Annotated in this window: 21 protein-coding genes; 10 read left to right on the top strand and 11 right to left on the bottom strand. The window is 70.7% G+C overall.

The window, feature by feature from the left end; translation table 11 throughout:
- The first annotated feature begins 96 nt into the window (after nt 1-96).
- Nucleotides 97-1296, top strand: a complete 1200-nt coding sequence (locus IEY17_RS17850) for a lycopene cyclase family protein (RefSeq protein ID WP_188989201.1) — start codon at nt 97-99, stop codon at nt 1294-1296.
- Nucleotides 1297-1524: 228 nt separating this feature from the next.
- A complete protein-coding gene (locus tag IEY17_RS17845; protein ID WP_188989199.1) occupies nt 1525-3300 on the top strand; it encodes a GGDEF domain-containing protein in 1776 nt (591 codons plus the stop codon).
- A gap of 115 nt (nt 3301-3415) precedes the next feature.
- Here the strand turns inward: IEY17_RS17845 and IEY17_RS17840 are convergent, their stop codons facing one another.
- Nucleotides 3416-3706: a hypothetical protein gene (locus IEY17_RS17840; RefSeq protein WP_188989197.1), complete on the bottom strand. Its 291-nt coding sequence runs from the start codon at nt 3704-3706 to the stop codon at nt 3416-3418.
- A gap of 186 nt (nt 3707-3892) precedes the next feature.
- On the opposite strand from IEY17_RS17840, the gene IEY17_RS17835 reads away from it, so the two are divergent.
- Nucleotides 3893-5368 carry a helix-turn-helix transcriptional regulator gene (locus tag IEY17_RS17835; protein WP_229680267.1) on the top strand — a complete coding sequence of 492 codons (1476 nt, stop codon included), beginning with the start codon at nt 3893-3895 and terminating at the stop codon, nt 5366-5368.
- Between the two features lie 130 nt (nt 5369-5498).
- On the opposite strand, the gene IEY17_RS17830 is transcribed toward IEY17_RS17835, so the two are convergent.
- Genes IEY17_RS17830 through IEY17_RS17800 form a run of 7 tightly spaced genes read right to left on the bottom strand, consistent with a single transcriptional unit; the run spans nt 5499 to nt 11982 of the window.
- Nucleotides 5499-5906 (bottom strand): metal-sulfur cluster assembly factor, encoded by a 408-nt coding sequence (locus IEY17_RS17830; protein WP_188989195.1) that lies wholly within the window; start codon nt 5904-5906, stop codon nt 5499-5501.
- Nucleotides 5907-5941: 35 nt separating this feature from the next.
- Nucleotides 5942-6388 (bottom strand): Fe-S cluster assembly sulfur transfer protein SufU, encoded by a 447-nt coding sequence (gene sufU / locus IEY17_RS17825; RefSeq protein ID WP_188989193.1) that lies wholly within the window; start codon nt 6386-6388, stop codon nt 5942-5944.
- Between the two features lie 21 nt (nt 6389-6409).
- Nucleotides 6410-7708 (bottom strand): cysteine desulfurase, encoded by a 1299-nt coding sequence (locus IEY17_RS17820; RefSeq protein ID WP_188989191.1) that lies wholly within the window; start codon nt 7706-7708, stop codon nt 6410-6412.
- Nucleotides 7705-8478, bottom strand: coding sequence for a Fe-S cluster assembly ATPase SufC (gene sufC, locus IEY17_RS17815; RefSeq protein ID WP_188989188.1), 774 nt, complete (start codon nt 8476-8478; stop codon nt 7705-7707). Before sufC ends, IEY17_RS17820 begins: the two co-directional genes overlap by 4 nt.
- Before the next feature lie 39 nt (nt 8479-8517).
- Nucleotides 8518-9696, bottom strand: coding sequence for a Fe-S cluster assembly protein SufD (gene sufD, locus IEY17_RS17810; protein ID WP_188989186.1), 1179 nt, complete (start codon nt 9694-9696; stop codon nt 8518-8520).
- A 1-nt stretch (nt 9697) separates the two neighbouring features.
- Nucleotides 9698-11161 carry a Fe-S cluster assembly protein SufB gene (sufB, locus tag IEY17_RS17805; protein WP_188989183.1) on the bottom strand — a complete coding sequence of 488 codons (1464 nt, stop codon included), beginning with the start codon at nt 11159-11161 and terminating at the stop codon, nt 9698-9700.
- Nucleotides 11158-11982, bottom strand: a complete 825-nt coding sequence (locus IEY17_RS17800) for a helix-turn-helix transcriptional regulator (protein ID WP_188989181.1) — start codon at nt 11980-11982, stop codon at nt 11158-11160. Before IEY17_RS17800 ends, sufB begins: the two co-directional genes overlap by 4 nt.
- An 84-nt stretch (nt 11983-12066) precedes the next feature.
- Here IEY17_RS17800 and mptB point away from each other — a divergent pair, with 84 nt between their 5' ends.
- From mptB to IEY17_RS17780, 4 genes are all read left to right on the top strand, one after another.
- The gene (gene mptB, locus IEY17_RS17795; RefSeq protein ID WP_188989179.1) at nt 12067-13620 is read left to right on the top strand and encodes a polyprenol phosphomannose-dependent alpha 1,6 mannosyltransferase MptB; all 1554 of its coding nucleotides are present in this window, start codon (nt 12067-12069) and stop codon (nt 13618-13620) included.
- Nucleotides 13621-13631: 11 nt separating this feature from the next.
- Entirely contained in the window at nt 13632-14567 is a 936-nt protein-coding gene (locus tag IEY17_RS17790; RefSeq protein ID WP_188989177.1) for an ABC transporter ATP-binding protein, read from the top strand.
- A complete protein-coding gene (locus IEY17_RS17785) occupies nt 14564-15373 on the top strand; it encodes an ABC transporter permease (protein ID WP_188989175.1) in 810 nt (269 codons plus the stop codon). Before IEY17_RS17790 ends, IEY17_RS17785 begins: the two co-directional genes overlap by 4 nt.
- Nucleotides 15374-15615: 242 nt before the next feature.
- A complete protein-coding gene (locus IEY17_RS17780; RefSeq protein WP_188989173.1) occupies nt 15616-16566 on the top strand; it encodes a COX15/CtaA family protein in 951 nt (316 codons plus the stop codon).
- A gap of 28 nt (nt 16567-16594) precedes the next feature.
- On the opposite strand, the gene IEY17_RS17775 is transcribed toward IEY17_RS17780, so the two are convergent.
- Together IEY17_RS17775 and IEY17_RS17770 are read right to left on the bottom strand one after the other, a co-directional pair.
- Entirely contained in the window at nt 16595-17104 is a 510-nt protein-coding gene (locus IEY17_RS17775; protein ID WP_229680266.1) for a GbsR/MarR family transcriptional regulator, read from the bottom strand.
- A 78-nt stretch (nt 17105-17182) separates the two neighbouring features.
- Entirely contained in the window at nt 17183-17491 is a 309-nt protein-coding gene (locus tag IEY17_RS17770; protein WP_188989171.1) for a hypothetical protein, read from the bottom strand.
- Nucleotides 17492-17619: 128 nt separating this feature from the next.
- Here IEY17_RS17770 and IEY17_RS17765 point away from each other — a divergent pair, with 128 nt between their 5' ends.
- The gene (locus IEY17_RS17765; RefSeq protein ID WP_188989169.1) at nt 17620-18588 is read left to right on the top strand and encodes a quinone oxidoreductase family protein; all 969 of its coding nucleotides are present in this window, start codon (nt 17620-17622) and stop codon (nt 18586-18588) included.
- Between the two features lie 64 nt (nt 18589-18652).
- Here IEY17_RS17765 and IEY17_RS17760 read toward each other — a convergent pair whose 3' ends face one another.
- Nucleotides 18653-19585, bottom strand: a complete 933-nt coding sequence (locus IEY17_RS17760) for a heme o synthase (RefSeq protein WP_188989167.1) — start codon at nt 19583-19585, stop codon at nt 18653-18655.
- A 535-nt stretch (nt 19586-20120) separates the two neighbouring features.
- Here IEY17_RS17760 and tkt point away from each other — a divergent pair.
- Together tkt and tal are read left to right on the top strand one after the other, a co-directional pair.
- Nucleotides 20121-22190 carry a transketolase gene (tkt, locus tag IEY17_RS17755; protein ID WP_188989165.1) on the top strand — a complete coding sequence of 690 codons (2070 nt, stop codon included), beginning with the start codon at nt 20121-20123 and terminating at the stop codon, nt 22188-22190.
- 14 nt (nt 22191-22204) lie between these two features.
- Nucleotides 22205-23311, top strand: coding sequence for a transaldolase (gene tal / locus IEY17_RS17750; protein WP_188989163.1), 1107 nt, complete (start codon nt 22205-22207; stop codon nt 23309-23311).
- The last annotated feature ends 43 nt before the right edge of the window (nt 23312-23354 follow it).

Raw genomic sequence — 23354 nt, 5'->3', positions numbered from 1 at the left:
CGGTAGACGCCGCGCCGATCGCGGTGCGCGGCACCACGACGTCGACCGCGCTCACCTCGTCGGCGGGCGGGGCGGGCGCCGTGATCTGATGCTCGGGTGGTGGATGTCGTAGTCGTGGGCGGCGGACCGGCCGGGCGGGCGGCGGCAGCGGCGTGCAGCGACACCGGGCTGCGGGTGACCCTAATCGATCCCGCGCCGCGGCGGGTCTGGCCGCAGACCTACGGGACCTGGCGGGACGAGCTACCGGCGTCGGTGCCACCGTCGGCCCTGGCCTCGGTGGTGGACCGCATGGTGCTGCACGGCACCGCCCCGCACCGCTGGGACCGGGCCTACGCGGTGCTGGACAACACCGCGCTGTGGAAACACCTGTGGCGCGCGGACGTCGTCGAGGTGACCGGCCGCGCGACGGCCGCCGAGCACGGGCCCACCGGTTCGACGGTGGTGCTCAAGGACGGTCGGCGGATCGCGGCGGCGGTGGTGGTGGACGCGACCGGGGCGGCCCGGGTGCTCTCCGGTGGCCGCCCGGCGCACACCCCGGCGCAGCAGACCGCGGTCGGGTGGGTGCTGCCCGCCGAGGCGGCCGAACCGTTCTGCGAGCCCGGCGCCGGGGTGTTCATGGACTGGCGCCCGGCACCGCAGACCCGGGGCGGCTGGCCGACCTTCCTGTACGCCGCGCGGCTCGGCACCGACCGGGTCCTGCTCGAGGAGACGTCGCTGGCCCGCCGCCCGGCGCTGCCGCTGGCGCTGCTGCGCCGCAGGCTCGCCGGCCGCCTGGCCGAGGCGGGGGTGGCGCACGAGCGCGTCGAGGAGGAGCGGGTGCGCTTCCCCGTGGACGACCCGCTGCCCCGGCCGGGCCGGGTGGTCCCGTTCGGCGCGGCGGCGGGTTTCGTGCATCCGGCGTCGGGGTTCAGTGTCGCGACCTCGCTGCGCCGCGCCCCGTGGCTGGCCGCAGCGATCAGCGCCGGGCTGCCCTCCGGTCCGGCGGTCGCGGCGCGCGCGGCGTGGTCGATGCTGTGGCCGCCCCGCGCGGTCGCCGCGCACGTGCTGCGGCAGCGGGCGTTGCAGGCTCTGCTGTCGCTGCCGCCGGAGCTGGTGCCGGAGTTCTTCGAGCTGTTCTTCCGGCTGCCCGAGCCGCACCGCAGACAGTTCTTGGCCGCTGACGGCGACCCGGCCAGGACGGCCACGGCGATGTCGGCGCTGTTCCGGCAGGCGCCCTGGCGGATCCGGCGCCGCCTGGTGCTCGGCGGGCTGTCGGTGGGGCACCCGCCGGCCCGCCACGGCCTGGGCGGTGGCTGACACCCGCCCGGTGCGCATGGGGCCAACGGGAACGGTGTGACGAAAATGCTGCCGAACGCAACGAGACCACTGCGTTTCGTTGTGCAACTGGCCACAGGTTGGCCAATCAGCCGATGTTTGTCCCTGGTCCGGCGCGCTAGGTTGGTCTGCGGGGAGAGGCGGTCCTCCGCGGAGGAGGAGTGACTGAGATGTCGGTGAACAGGTCGTGAACACGGTCGATGGAGCGGCATGATTCCGGGCAACATCGACTCCGTGCTTGCGCTGGTCGACGGGGTGCGCTTCGCGTTCCAGCCGTTGATCAATATCCGGACCGGGGCCATCGTCGCGGTTGAGGTACTGGCCCGGCCGGTGGGAGGGCACGTCCAGGACCTGTTCCGGGAGGCTGCTCGGCAGCGGCGGCTGACCGAGCTGGACGTGGCACTCGCAGTCGCCGCGCTGACCGCGGTGTCCGAGCACGAGTCCCTGCTGCCGCTGCACCTCAACGTGTTCGGCGGCACCGTGACCCACGACCTGGCCCGGTTCGAGCTGGTTCGGGACAAGCTGCAGCAGATCGGTCGCCGACCGCAGGAGGTGACCCTGGAGATCGGTCCGCCGTTCGCCCGGCTGAAGCCCGAGCAGCTGCTGGCCGGGATCGACAAGCTGCGCGGCGACGGGTTCCAGATCGCGCTGGACGGTGTCGGCGAGGGCGACGTGCCGCTGACGTTGATCGCCGACATCGGCCCGGCCGTGGTGAAGCTGGACCGGGCCGTGGTGGACGGGCTGCCGGAGAGCTCGGCGCGGGTGGCCGTGGTGGAGTCGGTGCGTCACCTGTGCGAGGCGACCGAGAGTCAGCTGGTCGCCGAGGGCGTGGAGAACGAGCGCCAGCTCACCGCGCTGCGCCGCAACGGGGTCCGGCTGGTGCAGGGCAATCTGCTGGCGCCGGCCGCGCGCCGCCCGCCGACGGCCCGCACCGTGCCGGGGGTGGCCGCGGAGGTGACCGATCCGCATGGGGCGTCGATCAGCGCCATGGCGACCGGGCCGCGGGTGACCGAGTTCCTCTCGCCCGCGACGATGCTGTCGATCGACGTCACCGCGGACCAGGTCCGCGGGGTGCTCGCCGACCACCCCGAGATCAACGGCGTGGTGCTGGTCGACGAGCACAACCGTCCGCAGTGGACGATCGAGCGGAACCGCTTCCTGCTGGCGGTGACCGGTCCCTACGGGCATGCGCTGCACGCCAAGCGCCCCGCCTCGCGGCTGGCCGACGAGCCGCGCGTGCTGACCACCGCGACCACCGCGATGGAGGCACTGAGCATGGTCACGCGCTCCGACCAGTACCGGATGTACGACGACGCCATCGTGGTGGACGAGTCGGGGCGCTGCCTGGGCGTGGTCCGCGCGGGCGACCTGATCCGCGGCATGGCGGATCTGAAGGTCGAGGAGGCCGCGGCGCTGAACCCGCTGACCCGGCTGCCGGGCAGCGACGCGATCGCCCGCGACGTGACGCGGCGGATCGCCGCCGGGGAGATGTTCTCGGTGAGCTGGTTGGACATTGACGGGTTCAAGTTGGTCAACGACACCGCCGGGTTCTCCGCCGGGGACGATTTGATCCGTGCGATCGGCCGCAGCCTCACCGACGCGGCCACCGCGCTGAGCTCGGTGCAGGTCGGCCACGTCGGCGGCGACGACTTCCTGCTGGTGGCCGACCTCGACGACCTGGTGCCGCTGGCCGAGATGGTGCTGGACCCGCCCCGCTCGGCGGGCGACGTGCCGGTCAGCCTGTCGCTGGCGACGCTGGTGTGCACGCAGCGCACGGTCGCCGGCTACGACGAGGTGTCCCGCAAGCTCGCGCCGCTGAAGAAGCACGCCAAGTCGCTGAACGGATCCAGCTGGGTCATGTCGCGCCCCGGTTCGCACCGCGTCGAGGTGCTGCGCGGCACGCCGGCCACCCCTCCCCCGCCCTCGGGTTTTCCCACCCACGCCCCAGAAACGTTTCCCACCCACGGACCCGAAACGCGGAACTGACCACGCGTTTCACGGACGCCCCACACGACCGGAACCCTGCTGGCGTCGCCAACGCCGCCGGCGCCAGACCGCACCCACACCCAGTTGATGCGGAAGTCCTTCACCAGGCCGCCGGTCAGGGCCGCTCGGACGGGTAGACGAGACGGACTTCCGCGGTACGCGCGAAGATCTCGGCGGCGCGGTCGGCAGATTGGAAGGTGCCGCGATCCCGGCCGTCGGTGCTGACCAGCTGCGCGCGGTCGGGGAAAGCCAGGCCCCAGGCGAACACCCGCCCCTCGGTGACTTCCCAGTCGGTCTCGTCGCGATCGAGCTCGCACAACGCGAAAAGCCTCGGTGCACGGTCAATTTCGTCTCGCAGCAAGGCGTACTCGTCAGGCTCCGGCGCCCAGATATTGGATTCGCTCATCCCGTCTCCTCGAAGCAGTGGAATCGACATTGGGTCGATCGTTCACTCAACTGGGACATTCGCGATCAAGTTCATCAGTAAGCGAGGGCGAAAGCGACCACGCCAAGTACCCACAGTTGGACCAGATCGGGGACATCGGCGGGACATTCCTGACCTCGGGGTCGTGTGAGGCCCTACCGTTGGTCCGTGCCACAGGACGACACCCGCATACCGAACACCGTGTTGATCGCGCTGCGTGAGCGCGCCGGCCTGTCCCAGCAGGACCTGGCCGACGAGCTGACCAATCTCGCCGCGACTCGCTACGGCAAGCATCCGCAGATCACCCGCAAGACGATTGGTCGATGGGAACGCGGCGAAGTCGTGTGGCCACAACCCTTCTACCGCCGGCTTCTTGCGCAACTGTTCCACTGCGCAGCGGATGAACTCGGCTTCCGCAGGCCACGTCTGGTCCGGTCCGAGGACGAGCCGACCATGCCCATGGTCTCGCCACCCACGTTCACCGAGGCGTCTACGGCTGCCGAGCCGCACGTCGAACATGACCAGGACCAGTGGCGCCACATCCGTTCGGCGCTGGACAGGCATCGCCGCGACCTCGCGGTGCTTGCCGAATCCTGGTATCCCGATCACCGGATCGCGGGACTGGAGAACACCGGGGTCATCAGCTCACCCGCCTGGCTGCCCGCCGAACCTGTCCCCCTGGACGAGATCACGCTGGCGTTGGATCCGGCGATCGATGAGCCGTTGATCACCGGAGAGGAACCCGAAAGCGCAGCCGTCCGCCCCCTGGCCAACATCGACACCCGGTTCCGCTGTTACCACGACGCCATTCGCGACCTCGCCGCACCACGCCTGTTCGAGAACAGGCTGTGTTTCCGGCTGGCCGAGCTCGATTGGACCCGGCCCCACATGCGCTTCGGGCTGATGAGCTTCTTCGACGCGATGGACATCAACGAGGCGCTGGCCCATGAATTCGCCGCTCATCATCTGGCCATCGACGACGGCAATGAGAAGGTGGTGCCTCGCGCGTCCCGCCGGCGGCTGGCGTTCCGCAAACTCGTCGCGGATCCGTTCGATCTCCGCCGCCGCCCACTCATGGGCGCGATCGGCACCCTCACCATCCGGGGCGGCGAGTGCCCCAGTGTCGTTCTCCACCATCGCGACTCCGCCCGCGTGGCGGGCGGTGGCGGAATGGTGCACCTGATTCCTGCGGGGATCTTCCAGCCCTCGTCGGTCATACCGGCAGCCATCACGGCGGATTTCTCCATCTGGCGGAACATCCAGCGCGAGTACGCCGAAGAACTCCTGGACCACGGAGAATTCGACGGATCCGGCAAGCCGATCCGATACCACGAGCTGGAACCGTTCACCGCATTGGACAACGCGGTTCGCAATGGCCACATTCGCGTGTTCAGCCTGGGTGTCGTCCTCGACGCGCTCACCCTGGCCGGAGACATCCTCACCGTCGCCATCATTGCGCCGGACACCTACGACGCGGTGTTCACCAAGGCCGTTGAGGCCAACGCAGAAGGTTCGGTGCCAGCACGGACGTTCCCGTTCGAGGAAAACACCCTGACGTGGCTCCGGGACTCCAAGAGGCTGTCTCCCGGAGCAGCAGCAGCCCTCCACCTGGCCTGGACCCACCGTAAGCTTCTGCTCAACTGAGAAGCGCCAAGGTTGGGAACCCCCGGGCGTGCGCCTGGGGTGAGAGTTCCACTGCTCCCCGGTGATCGGACTCAGTCCAACCACCGGGGACCACTTCAGTGTGCGGGTACCCCTCTTCGGAGGTTCTCGGTCAGACCGTGAAGCCGAGGGCTCGGAGTTGTTCTCGGCCCTCTTCGGTGATCCTCTCCGGGCCCCACGGGGGCATCCAGACCCAGTTGATGCGGAAGTCCTTCACCAGGCCGCCGCCCGGACCGCCAGTCAGGGCCGCTCGGGCCTGGTCCTCGATGACGTCCGTCAGCGGGCAGGCCGCCGAGGTCAACGTCATGTCCACCGTCGCCGTGTTGTCCTCGGCCACGCGGATGTCGTAGACCAGGCCAAGGTCGACGACGTTGATGCCCAGTTCCGGGTCGACCACGTCGCGCAGGGCCTCCTCGACGTCCTCCCGCGACGCCACGTCAGCCCGCGGCGCGGCCTGCTCGGGCAGCGCTTCGGCGCTGCGGGTCACGTCCGTTTCCTGCACCTGGGCCTCGTCACCCATGACGCCTCCAGTGAGTTCGAAACTTGCGGTCCGGGTCAGGAGACGACGCGCGACACCGCGTCCTTGAAAGCCATCCAACCCAGCAGCGCGCACTTCACGCGCATCGGGTACTTCGCCACGCCCGCGAACGCGACGCCGTCCTCCAGCACGTCCTCGTCCGGCTCGACCTTGCCGCGGCCGTGCATCAGCTCGCTGAACACCGCCTCGGTGTTCAACGCCTCCTTCACCGGCCGACCGACCACCAGGTCGGTGAGCACCGACACGGACGCCTGGCTGATCGAACAGCCCTGGCCCGCGTACGACACGTCGTCGACGACGGCGTCCGCGTCCGTGCCGGACAACCGCACCCGGAGGGTCACCTCGTCGCCGCAGGTCGGGTTGACCTGGAACGACTCGGCATCGTACGGCTCCCGCAGGCCGTGCCGGTGCGGGTTGCGGTAGTGGTCCAGGATGATCTCCTGGTACATCTGCTCCAGCTGCATCGATTTCCCCGGCAGTCCCGGTCAAGCCACCCCGAAGAAGCGCTGCGCCTCGCGCACCGCGTCCACCAACGCCTTGACCTCGTCGAGTTCGTTGTACAAGTAGAACGACGCGCGGATGCTCGCGGGAATTCCCATCCGGCGATGCAGCGGCCACGCGCAGTGGTGCCCCACGCGGACCTCGACGCCCCGGTCGTCCAGGACCTGACCGGCGTCGTGCGGGTGCACGCCGTCGATCACGAACGACACCGCGCCGCCGCGGTTCTCGACGGTGGTGGGACCGATGATGCGCACCCCGTCGATCGCCGACAGCTCGCGCAGCGCCAGCTCGGTGAGCTGCCGCTCGTGCTCGGCCACCCGGTCCATGCCGATCGCGGACAGGTAGTCCACCGCGGCACCCAGCCCCACGGCCTGCGAGGTCATCGGCACGCCCGCCTCGAACCGCTGCGGCGGCGGGGCGAACGTGGAGCGCTCCATGTGCACCAGCTCGATCATGGAACCACCGGTGATGAACGGCGGCATCGCCGACAGCAGCTCGCGGCGCCCGTAGAGCACGCCGACCCCGGAGGGGCCGAGCATCTTGTGCCCGGAGAACACCGCGAAGTCCACGTCCAGCGCGCTGAAGTCCACCGGGGCGTGCGGCACCGACTGGCAGGCGTCGAGCACCACCAGCGCACCCACCTGGTGCGCCCGCTCGACGATCTGCTCCGCCGGGTTCACCGTGCCCAGCACGTTCGACTGGTGGGTGAACGCCACCACCTTGGCCCGCTCGGTGATCACCCCGGCCACGTCCGACAGGTCCAGGCGGCTCTCGTCGGTGACGCCGAACCAGCGCAGCGTGGCCCCGGTGCGCTCACACAGCTGCTGCCACGGCACGAGGTTCGCGTGGTGCTCCATCTCGGTCACCACGACCTCGTCGCCGGGTCCGAGGCGGAAGCGCTCGGCCTCCGCCCCGGACGTGGCGGCGTTGCTCATCGCGTAGGCGACCAGATTGACGCCCTCGGTGGCGTTCTTGGTGAACACCACCTCGTCGGCGGCAACCCCCACGAAGCGCGCGATGCGGTCCCGCGCGCCCTCGTAGGCGTCCGTTGCCTCCTCGGCCAGCTGGTGCGCGCCGCGGTGCACGGCGGCGTTGGAGGTCTCCAGGAAGGAGCGCTCCGCGTCGAGCACCTGACGCGGACGTTGCGAGGTCGCGCCCGAATCCAGGTACACCAGGCGTCGCCCGTCGCGGATGGTGCGTCCCAGGATCGGGAAGTCCGCGCGGATCGCCGCCACGTCCAACGGCGTGCTCGCACCCGCGGTGCGAGGAGGCTGAACGGTCATGACTGGGCTGTCGCCTCCTTCTTGCCGGTGAAGCGCACGTAGCCGTTGGCCTCCAGCTCGTCGGCGAGCTCGGCGCCACCGGACTCGACGACCCGGCCGTCGGCGAAGACGTGCACGTAGTCGGGGGTGATGTGCTTGAGGATCCGGGTGTAGTGCGTGATCAGCAGAACACCCTTGCCGCCCTTGCCGTGGAACTTGTTGACGCCCTCGGAAACCACCCGCAGCGCGTCGACGTCCAGGCCCGAGTCGGTCTCGTCGAGGATCGCGAACTTCGGGTCCAGCAGGTCCAGCTGCAGGATCTCGTGGCGCTTCTTCTCACCGCCGGAGAAGCCCTCGTTGACGCTGCGCTCGGCGAAGGACGGGTCGATGTCGAGGTCGGCCATGGCCTGCTTGACCTCCTTGACCCACTTGCGGATCTGCGGCGCCTCGCCGCGGACCGCGGTCGCCGCGGTGCGCAGGAAGTTCGACATCGACACGCCGGGCACCTCGACCGGGTACTGCATGGCCAGGAACAGACCCGCGCGGGCCCGCTCGTCCACGCTCATCTCCAGCACGTCCTCGCCGTCGAGCAGCACCGAGCCCGAGTCGATCTGGTACTTCGGGTGACCGGCGATGGCGTAGGCCAGCGTCGACTTGCCGGAGCCGTTCGGGCCCATGATCGCGTGGATCTCGCCCGAGGGGATGGTCAGGTTGACGCCGTTGAGGATCGGCTTGGCGCCGTCCTCGGTGAGCACGGAGCCGTGCAGGTCCTTGATCTCCAGGGTGGCCATTTCTTCTTCGTTCTCCTGGTGTGTGCGAAAAGCTTGGGGTCAGGCGCCGACGACGGCGAGCTCGGCCTCGATCGCGGCCTCCAGCCGCTCCCGGACCTCGGGGACGGTGATCTTCTGCAGCAGCTCGCCGAAGAACCCGCGCACCACCAGGCGGCGTGCCTGGTCCTCCGGGATGCCCCGGGCCTGCAGGTAGAACAGCTGCTCGTCGTCGAACCGGCCGGTGGCGCTGGCGTGCCCGGCGCCCTCGATCTCGCCGGTCTCGATCTCCAGGTTCGGCACCGAGTCGGCCCGCGCGCCCTCGGTCAACACCAGGTTGCGGTTGAGCTCATAGGTGTCGGTGCCCTCGGCGGCAGCGCGGATCAGCACGTCACCGATCCACACCGTGTGCGCCGAGTCGCCCTGCAGCGCGCCCTTGTAGAGCACGTTGCTGCGGCAGTTGGGCACCGCGTGGTCCACCAGCATCCGGTGTTCGAGGTGCTGCCCGGCGTCGGCGAAGTACAGGCCGAGCAGTTCCGCGTCACCGCCCCTGTCGCCGTAGGACACGGTGGTGTTGACCCGCACCAGGTCGCCGCCGAGGGTGACGGCGAAGTGGCGGAACACCGCGTCGCGGCCGAGCTTGGCGTGCTCGGAGCTGACCTGCGTGGCGTCGTCGGCCCAGTCGCGCACCGAGACGACCCGCAGCTGCGCGCCGTCGCCCACGACGAACTCGACGTTGTCGCCGATCGTGCCGGAGCCGCGGAAGTCGAGGACCACGACGGCCTCGGCGAACTGCTCCGCGCGCACCTGCAGGTGGCCGAAGGCGACCTCACCGGCACCGGGGCCGTGCACCGTGATGGTGATCGGGCCCTCCGGCTTGGTCTCCTTGGGCACGGTGACGATCGTGGCCTCGGTGAACGAGCTCCACGCCTGCGCGGCGACGCGGTCGGCGGGCACGCCGCCGTCGCCGATCCGCGCGTCCTCCCGGCCCACGGTCTCCACCGAGGCGGCCCCGGTGACCTCCACCTTGAGGGTGCCGGTCGCGGTGGCGGTGCCGTCGTGCAGGCCCTTGAGCCGCTTCATCGGCGTGAACCGCCAGTCCTCCTCGCGGCCACCCGGCACCTCGAACGCCTCGACGTCGTAGGAGGTGAAGCGCTCGCCGCGGGAGGACTGCGGCACGACCGCCCCGCCGTGGGAGTGCTCGGCGAGGCCGTGCTGGGCGTCGGTCTTGGTGGTGCTCATCTCAGCCGACGGCCCCTTCCATCTGCAGCTCGATCAGTCGGTTCAGTTCCAGCGCGTATTCCATGGGTAGCTCGCGGGCGATGGGCTCGACGAACCCGCGCACGATCATCGCCATCGCCTCGTCCTCGGTCAGCCCCCGCTGCATCAGGTAGAACAGCTGGTCGTCGCTGACTTTGGAGACGGTGGCCTCGTGGCCCATCTGCACGTCGTCGACCCGGACGTCGACGTACGGGTAGGTGTCGGAGCGGCTGATGGTGTCCACCAGCAGCGCGTCGCACTTGACGTTCGACGACGAGTGGTGCGCGCGCTTGGCGACCTTGACCAGCCCCCGGTAGGAGGTGCGGCCACCACCGCGGGCGATCGACTTGGAGACGATCGTCGAGGAGGTGTGCGGCGCCAGGTGCTCCATCTTCGCGCCGGCGTCCTGGTGCTGGCCTTCGCCGGCGAACGCCACCGAGAGCACCTCGCCCTTGGCGTGCTCGCCCATCAGGAACACCGACGGGTACTTCATGGTCACCTTGGAGCCGAGGTTGCCGTCCACCCACTCCATGGTGGCGCCCTCCTCGGCCTTGGCCCGCTTGGTGACCAGGTTGTAGACGTTGGTCGACCAGTTCTGGATGGTCGTGTAGCGGCAGCGGGCGCCCTTCTTGACGATGATCTCCACGACCGCCGAGTGCAGCGAGTCGCTGGAGTAGATCGGCGCCGTGCAGCCCTCGACGTAGTGCACGTAGGCACCCTCGTCGACGATGATCAGGGTCCGCTCGAACTGGCCCATGTTCTCGGTGTTGATCCGGAAGTAGGCCTGCAGCGGGATGTCGACGTGCACGCCCGGCGGCACGTAGATGAAGGAACCGCCCGACCACACCGCGGTGTTGAGCGCGGAGAACTTGTTGTCCCCGGCCGGGATGACCGAGCCGAAGTACTCCTTGAACAGCTCCGGGTGCTCCTTGAGCCCGGTGTCGGTGTCCAGGAAGATGACGCCCTGCGACTCCAGGTCCTCACGGATCTTGTGGTAGACGACCTCGGACTCGTACTGGGCCGCCACGCCCGCGACCAGCCGCTGCTTCTCCGCCTCGGGGATGCCCAGCTTGTCGTAGGTGTTCTTGATGTCCTCGGGCAGGTCATCCCAGGTCTGGGCCTGCTTCTCGGTGGAGCGGACGAAGTACTTGATGTTGTCGAAGTCGATGCCGGACAGGTCGGCGCCCCAGTGCGGCATCGGCTTGCGCTCGAACAGCCGGAGCGCCTTCAGCCGCGCCTCGAGCATCCACTCGGGCTCGTTCTTCTTCGCCGAGATGTCGCGGACGACTTCCTCGTCGAGGCCACGGCGGGCACTGGCGCCGGCGATATCCGGGTCAGCCCAGCCGTATTCGTAGTTGCCCAGCGTCGCCAGGGTCTCTTCCTGGGACAACTGGCCGGAGGCGTTGGGCGCCGTGGTGGGTGTGCGCTGCTCCGCAGCGGCAGTCATACGGACTCCCCTCCATCAGGAATCGGGGCGGTGTGCTGCCGGCCCTTCGGGAGCGGACCGGCAGGGGTCGGGGCGGTCCCCGGGCGGTCACCGCCCGGACCCGCGAACCGCGCGGTCGGTACGTGCGTGGTGCAGGCCGCATCGCCGTTGGCGATGGTGGCCAGCCGTTGCACGTGGGTGCCGAGAACCTCGGCGAACGCCGCGGTCTCGGCCTCGCACAGCTGCGGGAAGTCCGCAGCCACGTGCGCCACCGGGCAGTGGTGCTGGCAGAGCTGCTCACCGCTGCCGACGCTCCGCGTCGACGCAGCGTAGCCCTCGCGGGTGAGCGCGTCGGCGAGAGCCTCCGTGCGCTCCGCCGGCGTGCGTGCCGCCGCCAGCGTCTCGCGGTGGTTGGCCACCAAGGCGGCCATCCGCCGTTCGGCGAACTCGCGGACGGCCTGCTCGCCGTCGTGCTCGGCGATGAAGCGCAGCGCTGCCACCGCCAGGTCGTCGTAGGCGTGCCCGAACCGCGCCCGGCCCACCTCGGTGAGCAGGAACTGCTTGGCCGGGCGTCCCCGTCCGCGACGACCCCGCGGGGAGGACTCACGGGTGTATGCCTCGCCCTCGGCCACCAGCACGTCGAGGTGCCGGCGCACCGCGGCGGGGCTCAACCCGAGTTCCTCGGCCACCGCCGCGGCGGTGATCGGTCCCCGTTCCAGCAGCAACCGCGCGACCGAGTGCCGGGTGCGCCGTTCGCCATGCGCACCGGGCTGGGCGACCTGCCCCGGCCCGGTCGCACCGCTGCCCTCAGAGGCAGGCGACGACGTCCCGACGTTTTTCACAACACGAATGTTACCTATTTCGACGCGGGACACCAGAGCGCGGGGCGCCGCGTGAGCTGACTCACCCGATTACCCTTCGTCGTCGTGGCGGCAGGCAAAGCGACCAACATCCCGACCGCGGCTCCCGGGGCACCTCCCCTGGACCGCACCGAACGGCGCCAGCTCGACGTGGTGCGCCGGTTCGGCACCACCGGATCGCTCATGCTGGCCGTCGGCTCCATCGGCGCCGGTGCCGCCCCGGTGGACAACCCGCTGTCCGGCGCGCGGCTGATCGGCCTGCCCACCCGCATCCCCACCGTGGCCATGGCCTGCTGCTGGCTGGGCATACTCATGATCGTCATCGCCTGGCTGTGGCTCGGGACGCTGTGCTGGCCCGGCCGGCCCCGGATGGTCTCGGTGACGCAGCTGGCCCGCACCCTGGCCATGTGGGCGCTGCCGCTGGCCCTGGCACCGCCGCTGTTCAGCACCGACATGTACAGCTACCTGGCGCAGAGCGAGGTGGCCGCGCGCGGCTTCAACCCCTACGTGCTGGGCCCCGCCGCCGCGCTGGGCGTCGACCACCCGTTCACCGCCAACGTGCCCAACATCTGGCGTGACACGCCGTCGCCGTACGGGCCGCTGTTTCTGATGTTCGGCCAGCTCGTCTCCCGCGTGGTCGGTGACAACGTGGTGTTCGGGGTGCTGGTGTGGCGGGTCGTGATGCTGTGCGGCCTGGCCCTGGCGATCTGGGCGATCCCCCGGCTGGCCGACCGCTGCGGCGTGCACCCGGCCGCCGCGCTGTGGCTCGGCGCGGCCAACCCGATCGTGCTGTTCCACGTGGTCAGCGGCATGCACAACGAGGCGCTGATGGTCGGCATCATGCTCGCCGCCATCGAACTGGGCCTGCGCTACCAGACCGTGCCCGGCACCATCGCCACCGGCGTGCTGCTCACCGTCGCCGGGGCGATCAAACCGCCCGGCTGGATCGCGCTCGGCTTCTTCGGTATCTACCTCGTGCTGCGCCGCGGCGGGCGGTTCCGCGACCTGCTGCGGGTGGCCGCCCTGCTGTCCGCGGTGTTCGTGGCCACCATGGCGGTGATCACGATCGCCAGCGGCTGGGGGCTGGGCTGGATCGACACCTTCGACGTGCCCAACCGGGTCAAGACGTTCATGGCCCCGCTGACCGCGTTCGGCATGACCGGCGGCGGGCTGAGCACCCTGCTGGGTCTGGGCAACCACACCGACGCGATGCTGGTGATCACCAAGATCATCGGGTACCTGGTCGTCGCCGTGGTGTGCCTGCGGATGCTGTGGTTGTCCTTCCGCGGCCGCATCGAACCGCTGGCCGCGCTGGGCGTCACGCTCCTCACCCTGGCGCTGGCGGTGCCGGTGCTGTGGCCCTGGTACCTGCTGTGGTCGGTGATGCCGCTGGCGCTGTCCACCAACAACACCCGGTTCCGCGTCACCGCGACGCTGATCTGCGCCGCCGTCTCGCTGCTGGTGCCGCCCACCGGGGCCGGTTTTCCGCTGCGCGCCTACCAGATCCCGCTGGCCGTGATCGCCGCCGTGATCGCCTTCGCGGTCACCCTGTGGCTGGTGCGCGGCAAGGTCCCGCGGCTGCTGCCGCCCCGCAGCGGTGTTCGGCCCGTCACGCAATAGGCTTGGAGTTCGTGAGCAACGCCGACAGTCCGGCCGTCGAGCTGCGAGGGCTGCAGAAGCGCTTCGGCGACACCGTCGCCGTCGCCGGACTCGACCTGTGCATGCCGCGCGGCAGCGTCCTGGCGCTGCTCGGCCCCAACGGCGCGGGCAAGACCACCACCGTCGAGATCTGCCAGGGCTTCCAGCGCCCCGACGGCGGCGAGGTCCGCGTGCTCGGCCTGGATCCGCGGACGCAGTCCGAGGCGCTGCGCCCGCGCATCGGCGTCATGCCGCAGGGCGGCGGCGCCTACCCGGGTGTGCGGGCCGACGAGATGCTGCACCTGGTCGCCGCCTGCGCCGCCGAGCCGCTGGACCCGGCGTGGCTGCTGGACGTGCTCGGCCTGACCGCTGTCCGCCGCACCCCCTACAAGCGGCTCTCCGGCGGTCAGCAGCAGCGGCTGTCGCTGGCCTGCGCCCTGGTCGGCCGTCCCGAGCTGGTGTTCCTCGACGAACCCACCGCCGGGATGGACCCGCAGGCGCGGCGGCTGGTCTGGGACCTGGTCGGCGCCCTACGCCGGGACGGCGTGAGCGTGCTGCTGACCACGCATCTGATGGACGAGGCGGAGGCGCTTGCCGACCGCGTGGTGATCATCGACCGCGGCCGCGCGGTCGCCGACGGCACCGCCGAGGAGCTCACCGAGCCCGAGGACGGCAGGCAGGAGCTGCGGTTCCGCTCCCAGCCCGGGCTGGACCTGCAGCTCCTGCTGTCCGCGCTGCCGGAGAACTGCCAGGCCACCGAGCCGCGCCCCGGTGACTACGTGGTGCGCGGCCACGTGGATCCGCAGGTGGTGTCGACGGTGACGGCGTGGTGCGCCCAGCACGGGGTGCTCGCGCAGGAGCTGCGGGTCAGCCGCCGCAGCCTGGAGGACGTGTTCCTGGAACTGACCGGACGGGAGCTGCGATCATGAACGCCGAGACCAACGCTCCCGCCCAGCTCGACGCCCAGTTCCCGCCCGGCACGTTCGCCCCGGCCCCCGGCCGCGGCCGTCCGCTGCGGATGCTGGCCGCGCAGACCCGGACCGAGGCGCTGCTGATCATCCGGCACGGCGAGCAGGCCCTGCTGACGCTGATCATCCCGCTGGCGCTGCTGATCGGTCTGAGCATCCTGCACATCGGCACCCTGCCGGAGCCGCGGGTGAACTCGGTGGTGCCGCGCATCCTCGCGCTGGCGGTGATGTCGACGGCGTTCACCGGCCAGGCCATCGCGCTGGGCTTCGACCGCCGCTACGGCGTGCTCAAGCGGCTGTCCGCGACGGCGCTGCCGCGCTGGACGCTGGTGTCCGGCCGGGTCCTGGCGACCCTGCTGGTCGTGGCGCTGCAGGCGGTGGTGCTGGGTGTCGCCGCGGCGCTGCTGGGCTGGCGGCCGGTGGTGTCCGGGCTGCTGCCCGCGATGGTGCTGCTGGCGCTGGGCACCCTCGTCTTCGGCGCGGCCGGGATGCTCGTCGGCGGGGCGCTGCGGGCCGAGATCGTGCTCGCCCTGGCCAACGCGATCTGGTTCGTGCTGCTGCTGGCCGGTGGCCTGGCGCTGCCGCCGAGCGACCTGCCCGGACCGGTGGGGTTGATCGCCGGGTTCCTGCCCTCCGGTGCGCTCGCCGAAGCCCTCGATGCGGTCCTGGTCCAGGGCGCGCTGCCGGGCTGGCAGCCCGTCGCCGTGCTGCTGGTCTGGGGTGCGGTGTGTGGCGCGGTGGCCATCCGCACCACCCGCCTGACCTGACCGCCTTCCTCAGGTGGAGACATCCTGCACGATCAGGCACGCTCCCGGGGCCTCTCAGATCTGGGCAAACCTGGGGGAACCCGGTCGCGATCCCGGCCTTCCGGGCGATCCGGCCGCGAGGCGGCAGCCTCATCCGGCTGCGGGGCGGCGGGCACGGCCGGGATCCGCTGGGTGGTGTGACGTGGCTCCGGTTGTCAAGCCCTGCCGATGGCGCTTTCCCCGACCGGCTTACCATCGGCTTCGTGCCGATTCCTTCCTGGATCTCCCGCCCCACTCCGCGCGTGGTTCGCACCCTGGCACTCGCCGTGGTGGTGACGCAGGCGCTGATCTCGGTGACCGGTGCGACCGTGCGCGTGACCGGCTCCGGGCTGGGCTGCCCGACCTGGCCGCAGTGCTTCCCGGGCAGCATGGTGCCCATCGAGCACCCCGAGGTCGCGGCGTTCCACCAGGCCATCGAGTTCGGCAATCGCCTGCTGACCTTCGTGATCGGGTTCTTCGCGCTGGCCTGCTTCCTGACCGCCCGGCGCTGCCCCCCGTACCGGCCCCGGCTGGTGCGGTTGGCCCTGGTGATGCCGCTGGGCGTGGTCGCGCAGGCGATCATCGGCGGCATGACCGTGCTGGTCAACCTCGCCTGGTGGAGCGTGTCGGTGCACTTCATGGCGTCGGCCGTGCTGATCTGGCTGGCCACCGTGCTGTACAAGGCGGCCGGTGAGGGCGACCGCGAACCGGTCGGCGTGGTGCCGCGCCCGATGCGCACGCTGCTGGTCGGCCTCGTCGTGGTGACCGCGGCGGTGCTGGTGGTGGGCACCCTGGTCACCGCCGCCGGGCCGCACGCGGGCGACCCGGACACGCCTCGGCTGGGCTTTTCGGTGGAGACCCTGGTCGAGGTCCACGGCCTGCTGGTGATGGCCTACGTCCTGCTGCTGGCGGTGTTCGGCGTGTGGCTGCGCAGCTCCCGCCCGACGAAGGCGCTGCTGAAGACCTACGGCGCGGCGTGCGCGATGGTCCTGGTACAGGGCGCGATCGGGTCCATCCAGTACCACCTGGGCGTGCCGGAGGCGATGGTCGTGCTGCACGTGGCCGCCGCGACGCTGGTGATCATCATCACCGCGCTGCTGTGGGGCGAGTCCCGCTACCGGGGCCCGCTGCCGGAACCGACGCCCACCCCGGCCGAGGAACCCGCGGCCGCCTGACCAAGCCGACGCGGCGATCCGCACGACCTCAGAAGCGGAGGCGGGGGCGGCCTTCCCGTTCCCAGCGGCGCCACAGCTCCGGCATCTCCCCGGACAGCCACTGGTAGAACTCGTGCACCGTGCGCAGCCGGCGGGCCCGTTCGCCCTGGCCGCTGAACATCCGTAGGCCGTGGGCGGTGAGCTCTTCCAACTGCGTCACCCGCTGCAACCGCTGGCGCACCAGCTCCGGCCAGCGGTCTTCCTCCACCCGGTACAACGCCGCCTCGCGGCCCTGCCGGGTGGTCCGCGAGATCACCCCGAGCCGCATCAGCAGCCGCACGTTGGTGCTGATCGAACCGGTGCTGGCGGCCAGCGCGTGCGAGAGCTCCGCGGCGGTGCGCTCCGGCGGGTCGCAGATCAGCAGGAACGCCAGTATCCGCCCGGCGATCAGCGGCATGCCCTCGGTGGCCTCGAAGTGCGCCGCCATCTGCTCGATCCACTCCGACATCGCGGGGCGGTCGGTGCGCTGCACGTAGCTGTCCACCACGACGACTCCCACTGATCGACTTCAGCCTTCGCTGAAAACATAGACCACGGCGAACGCGTCGACCAGTGGGGGAACTCCCACGTGCCGGGGTCAGCGGGCGCGGGGACCGGCCATCTTCCGGCGGTGCGCGGCGCCGATCTTCATCGCCGCGACCGTGTCACCGTCCCACTCGTGGGCCGTCAGCCCCGCGACCGCCTCGACCAGGGCCGCGCCCGCGGTCACATCGGGCACCACGACGTCACCGAAGAGGCCGTCCTCCCCGATCAGCACGACCCGGGCGCCCGCGCGCCCCAGGTTCTCCACCACGGCGCGGGCGGAACCGCCGTGCGCGCCCACGAAAGCCTTCGCCGCCGCGACCGCCTTCGGCGAAGGCGCGGTCGTCTGCTCGGTAGCCGTCATGGCGGGAATCCTAGACACGGCGCCCGGGAACACGACAGCCACGCGGACCGCCGGGCCGCGCCCGGGGGAAGATCGGACCGGCGCGGCGGGTTGCAGCCGACGACCACTCGAACAGCGAAGGAGTCAGCATGCGCGCGATCCGGGTATCGACCAACGGCGGACCAGAGGTCCTCGAGCTCGGGGAGGTCGAGGTTCCCGAACCGCAGCCCGGGCAGTTGCTGGTGCGGGTCACCGCGGCCGGGGTGAATTTCATCGACACCTACCAGCGCAGCGGTATCTACCCAATGCCGCTGCCGTTCACGCCGGGCTCGGAGGGCGCGGGCGAGGTCGTCGCGATCGGTGCGGACGTCACCGGCTTCGCCGTCGGCGACCGGGTCGCCTGGGTGATGGCCCCCGGCAGCTACGCCGAGCAGGCCGTGATCCCGGCCGACAAGGCGGTCAAGGTCCCGGAGGGCGTGGCCGACCGCACCGCCGCCGCGGCGCTGCTGCAGGGCCTGACCGCGCACTACCTGGTCACCTCGACGTATCCGGTGCGCACCGGCGAGACCGCGCTGGTGCACGCGGCCGCCGGCGGCATGGGGCTGCTGCTGACGCAGCTGGTCAAGTCCCGCGGCGGGAACGTCATCGGCACCGTGTCCACCGCGGAGAAGGAGGAGCTGGCCCGGGCGGCGGGCGCGGACGAGGTCATCCGCTACACCGAGGCCGACGTGGCCGCGGAGGTCCGCGACCTCACCGACGGACGCGGGGTGGACGTCGTCTACGACGGGGTCGGGAAGACGACGTTCGACGCGAGCCTGGCCAGCCTCCGCCCGCGCGGCATGCTCGCCCTGTTCGGCGCGGCCAGCGGTCCGGTGCCGCCGGTGGACCCGCAGCGGCTGAACTCGGCGGGCTCGGTGTTCCTGACCCGCCCCAGCCTGGCGCACCACATCCTGACCCGCGAGGAGCTGGACTGGCGGACCGAGGAGCTGTTCGGCTGGATCACGCGGGGCGAGCTGGACATCCGTGTCGGCGGCACCTACCCGCTGGCGGATGCCCGCCGGGCGCACGAGGACCTGGAGGGTCGCCGCACCACCGGAAAACTCCTGCTGCTCCCGTGACGCGCGCGTCCCGTCGCCCCCGCTCCGGCGCTCCCGTCCCGGGCGCGCCGGAGCCGCGGACGTCTCAGAAGGGCCAGCCGAGGACGGGCAGGCTCAGGGCGGAGTCCACCGCCAGGGCCACGCACAGCACCATCAGGTACGTGTTCGACAGGTGGAACAGCTTCATCGGCCTGGTCTTCTCGCCGCGCTTGGTCGCGCTGTGCAGCCGGTGCGCCAGGGACAGGAACCACACGCCCGTCAGCACCGCGAACGCGGCGTAGAGCCAGCCCGCGGCCGGGGCCAGCAGCAGCGTCCACGCCACCATCAGGTAGGTGAAGAGCAGGATCTGCCGCGACACGCACGCCGGCTGCGCCACCACCGGCAGCATCGGGACGCCGGCGCGTTCGTAGTCGTCCTTGTACTTCATCGCCAGCGTCCAGGTGTGCGGCGGCGTCCAGAAGAAGACGATCCCGAACATCACCAACGCCGGCCAGTCGACCCGGTCGGTCACCCCGGCCCAGCCGATCACCACCGGCATGCAGCCAGCGGCACCGCCCCAGACGATGTTCTGCGCGGTGCGCCGCTTGAGCACCAGGGTGTAGACGAAGACATAGAACAGGATCGTGGCCACCGCGAGCACCGCGGCCAGCAGGTTCGTCGTCGCCCACAGCCAGCCGAACGACCCCGCGCCCAGCACGATGCCGAAGACCAGCGCGTGCCGGGTGGAGACGGTGTGCCGCACCAGCGGGCGGGCCCGCGTGCGCTTCATCACCTGATCAATATCGGCGTCCACCACGCAGTTGAGGGCGTTCGCGCTGCCCGCGGCCATGGTGCCGCCGATCAACGTGGCGATCACCAGCCACGGCGACGGGATGCCGCGTTCGGCCAGCAGCATCGCCGGGATGGTGGTCACCAACAGCAGCTCGATGACCCGCGGTTTGATCAGCCCGACGTAGGCTTTCAGCAGCTCAGCGGGCCGCCGAGCGGGTGTCTGGGGGGCGTCGACGACGGTGGTCACGACGCTGCGCTCACCGACGGCATGGCACTCCTTGCGCGCTCTCGGACTAACTGGACCAACCCGAAACGAGCCCCGCGGCGCGTGGATTCGGACCGTTGTCGAATAGTAGGCGCGCTACTGCACCGGCCGTCGCGCGGGTGCGCCTCGCGACCTCCACCGGAGCCCAGTGTCCCTGGTCACAGCCCTTGTGCGGCTATTCTCTCGGTGTTCCCGCGCGACCGGGAACACAGTCGCCCTCCAGCGCGAAACCGCAGGGCACGGGCACGTGTCGGCCGACTCTCCGGCATCACCCGGATGACGCAACCGCGGTCTCTCAGGCGCAGCGTGGGCGTCGAAGCCCGCTCACCGCCGAGCGGGAGCACAGCAATCCGGACGGGTCGGCACGTGGCTGATCGGACACGACTAGGCTGCCCGTCGGACGAGGGATAACCGCGGTTCGAATCGGTCCAGCGACCGCATTCACCGCTGCACAGCGAGAACCGCCGAAGGAAAACTTGGAGCTGCGTCCGTGTCCGTCACCGACGACCTTGCCCGCTTGACCACCAAGCGACTGCCCGAAGACTGGACCGAGCTGGACCAGCGCGCCGTGGACACCGCCCGCGTGCTGGCCGCCGACGCGGTGGAGCACTGCGGCAGCGGCCACCCGGGCACCGCGATGAGCCTGGCCCCGGCCGCCTACGCGCTGTTCCAGCGCGTCATGCGGCACGACCCCAGCGACCCGAAGTGGATCGGCCGCGACCGTTTCGTGCTGTCGGCCGGTCACTCGAGCCTGACGCTGTACGTGCAGCTGTTCCTCTCCGGCTACGGTCTGGAGCTGGACGACCTCAAGGCGCTGCGCAAGTGGGGGTCGAAGACCCCGGGCCACCCGGAGTACGGGCACACCGACGGGGTGGAGACCACCACCGGTCCGCTGGGCCAGGGCCTGGCCACCGCGGTCGGCATGGCGATGGCCGCACGCCGCGAGCGCGGGCTGTTCGACCCGGACGCCGCGCCCGGCGAGAGCCCGTTCGACCACCACATCTACGTGATCGCCTCCGACGGTGACATCGAGGAGGGCGTGACCTCCGAGGCGTCGTCGCTGGCCGGCACGCAGCAGCTGGGCAACCTCACGGTGATCTACGACTCCAACGAGATCTCCATCGAGGACGACACCCGCATCGCGCTGTCCGAGGACACCGCCAAGCGCTACGAGTCCTACGGCTGGCAGGTGCTCACCGTGCACGGCGGCGAGGACGTGCAGGGCCTGCTGGAGGCCATCGAGACGGCCAAGGCGGAGACCGAGCGCCCGACCCTGATCGTGCTGCGCACGGTGATCGGCTACCCGGCGCCGACCAAGATGAACACCGGCAAGGCGCACGGTGCCGCGCTGGGTGCCGACGAGGTCGCCGGGGTCAAGAGGGCCCTGGGCTTCGACCCGGAGCAGTCGTTCCAGGTCGACGACGAGGTGCTGGCGCACGCCCGCAAGGTCGCCGAGCGGGGCAGGGCCGCGCACGCCGAGTGGCAGGTGGCCTTCGACAAGTGGGCGGCGGCCAACCCGGAGCGCAAGGCGCTGCTGGACCGGCTGAGCAAGCGCGAGCTGCCCGCCGGGTGGCACGAGAAGCTGCCGACCTGGGAGGCCGACGGTAAAAGCATCGCCACCCGCAAGGCATCCGGTGAGGTGCTCAACGCGCTGGCCGACGTGCTGCCCGAGCTGTGGGGCGGCTCCGCCGACCTGGCCGAGAGCAACAACACCACGATGAAGGGCGTCGACTCGTTCGGCCCGGCGTCGATCTCCACCCGCACCTGGACGGCCAACCCGTACGGCCGCACGCTGCACTTCGGCATCCGCGAGCACGCCATGGGCGCGATCCTCAACGGCATCGCGCTGCACGGCGGCACCCGGCCCTACGGCGGCACCTTCCTGGTGTTCAGCGACTACATGCGCCCGGCGGTCCGGCTGTCGGCGCTGATGAAGGTCCCGGCGATCTACGTGTGGACGCACGACTCGATCGGCCTGGGCGAGGACGGCCCGACGCACCAGCCGGTCGAGCACCTGGCCTCGCTGCGCGCGATCCCGGGCTTCTCGCTGGTCCGCCCGGCCGACGCCAACGAGACCGCGGCAGCGTGGAGGGCGATCCTGGAGGACGCGAGCGGCCCGGCCGGTCTGGCGCTGACCCGCCAGGGCGTGCCGACGCTGGAGGGCGTGGACGCCGAGGGTGTCGCCAGGGGCGGCTACGTGCTGGCCGAGGCCGAGGGCGGCGAGCCGAAGGTGGTGATCATCGCCACTGGTTCCGAGGTGCAGTTGGCGGTCGAGGCCAGGAAGATCCTGCAGGCCGAGGGCGTTGCCACTCGTGTGGTCTCGATGCCGTGCGTGGAGTGGTTCGACGCGCAGGACGAGGCGTACCGCGAGCAGGTGCTGCCCAGCGCCGTGAAGGCCCGCGTCTCGGTTGAGGCGGGCATCGCCATGCCGTGGTACCGGTTCGTCAAGGACGCCGGTGAGTCGGTGTCCCTCGAGCACTTCGGCGCATCGGCCGACTACAAGACCCTGTACAACGAGTTCGGCATCACCGTCGACGCCGTGGTCGCGGCGGCCCGGCGCAGCCTGAGCAACGCCGAGCAGGCGTGAGCGGAGGAATACCTGTGACCACCAACCTGAACCTCAGGGCGCTCAGCGAGGCCGGGGTGTCGATCTGGCTGGACGATCTGTCCCGCCAGCGGATCTCCTCGGGCAACCTGGCCCAGCTGATCAGCGAGCAGGCGGTCGTCGGCGTCACCAGCAACCCGACGATCTTCGCCAACGCGCTGTCCAACGCCGCCGACTACGACGAGAAGGTTCGCGAGCTGGCGGCCCGCGGTGCCGGTGTGGACCAGGTGGTCCGCGAGCTGACCACCGCCGACGTGCGGGACGCCGCGGACATCTTCCGCAACGTCTACGAGTCCACCGGCGGCGTCGACGGCCGGGTCTCCCTGGAGGTCGATCCGCGGCTGGCGCACGACACCGAGCGGACCGTGGCCGAGGCCCTGGACCTGTGGAAGACCGTGGACCGGCCGAACCTGATGGTCAAGATCCCGGCCACCGTGGAGGGCCTGCCGGCGATCACCCGCGTGCTGGCCGAGGGCGTGAGCGTCAACGTCACGCTGATCTTCTCGGTGCAGCGCTACCGTGACGTGATGGACGCCTTCCTGGCCGGTCTGGAGCAGGCCAGGGCCAACGGGCACGACATCAGCCGGATCTCGTCGGTGGCGTCGTTCTTCGTGTCCCGCGTGGACACTGAGATCGACAAGCGGCTGGACGGCATCGCCGGTGGTGAGAAGCTGCGCGGCAAGGCCGCGATCGCCAACGCCCGCCTCGCCTACGCCGCCTACCAGGAGGTGTTCTCCACCGAGCGCTGGAAGGCGCTGGAGGCGGCCGGGGCGAAGCCGCAGCGCCCGCTGTGGGCCTCCACCGGCGTGAAGGACCCGTCGTACTCGGACACCCGTTACGTCGACGAGCTGGTCGCGCCGAACACGGTGAACACCATGCCGGAAGCGACCCTGCAGGCCACCGCCGACCACGCCAACATCCGCGGTGACCTGGTCAGCGGCACCGCTGCCGCCTCGCAGCAGGTCCTCGACGAGCTCGTCGCGGTTGGCATCGACCTCGACGACGTGTTCGCGGTGCTCGAGCGCGAAGGTGTCGAGAAGTTCGAGAAGTCGTGGTCGCAGCTGTTGCAGACCGTCGGCGAACAGCTGGCGCAGGCCAGGTAACGCTTCGGCAGCCAGCCGGTGAATCCTGGCCGGTGCGCGTCTG

Source organism: Saccharopolyspora thermophila, assembly GCF_014646075.1.
In the GTDB taxonomy this organism is placed as follows: domain Bacteria; phylum Actinomycetota; class Actinomycetes; order Mycobacteriales; family Pseudonocardiaceae; genus Saccharopolyspora; species Saccharopolyspora thermophila.
Note: the sequence above shows the minus strand (reverse complement) of the source record. Positions and strands in the feature narration are given on the sequence as shown.

What these genes read in the sequence shown, in the direction of transcription:
- IEY17_RS17845 (WP_188989199.1), top strand. Translation starts at nt 1,525, where the DNA reads ATGATTCCGGGCAACATCGACTCCGTGCTTGCGCTGGTCGACGGGGTG.
- IEY17_RS17840 (WP_188989197.1), bottom strand. Translation starts at nt 3,706, where the DNA reads ATGAGCGAATCCAATATCTGGGCGCCGGAGCCTGACGAGTACGCCTTG.
- IEY17_RS17830 (WP_188989195.1), bottom strand. Translation starts at nt 5,906, where the DNA reads ATGGGTGACGAGGCCCAGGTGCAGGAAACGGACGTGACCCGCAGCGCC.
- sufU (WP_188989193.1), bottom strand. Translation starts at nt 6,388, where the DNA reads ATGCAGCTGGAGCAGATGTACCAGGAGATCATCCTGGACCACTACCGC.
- IEY17_RS17820 (WP_188989191.1), bottom strand. Translation starts at nt 7,708, where the DNA reads ATGACCGTTCAGCCTCCTCGCACCGCGGGTGCGAGCACGCCGTTGGAC.
- sufC (WP_188989188.1), bottom strand. Translation starts at nt 8,478, where the DNA reads ATGGCCACCCTGGAGATCAAGGACCTGCACGGCTCCGTGCTCACCGAG.
- sufD (WP_188989186.1), bottom strand. Translation starts at nt 9,696, where the DNA reads ATGAGCACCACCAAGACCGACGCCCAGCACGGCCTCGCCGAGCACTCC.
- sufB (WP_188989183.1), bottom strand. Translation starts at nt 11,161, where the DNA reads ATGACTGCCGCTGCGGAGCAGCGCACACCCACCACGGCGCCCAACGCC.
- IEY17_RS17785 (WP_188989175.1), top strand. Translation starts at nt 14,564, where the DNA reads ATGAACGCCGAGACCAACGCTCCCGCCCAGCTCGACGCCCAGTTCCCG.
- IEY17_RS17770 (WP_188989171.1), bottom strand. Translation starts at nt 17,491, where the DNA reads ATGACGGCTACCGAGCAGACGACCGCGCCTTCGCCGAAGGCGGTCGCG.
- IEY17_RS17765 (WP_188989169.1), top strand. Translation starts at nt 17,620, where the DNA reads ATGCGCGCGATCCGGGTATCGACCAACGGCGGACCAGAGGTCCTCGAG.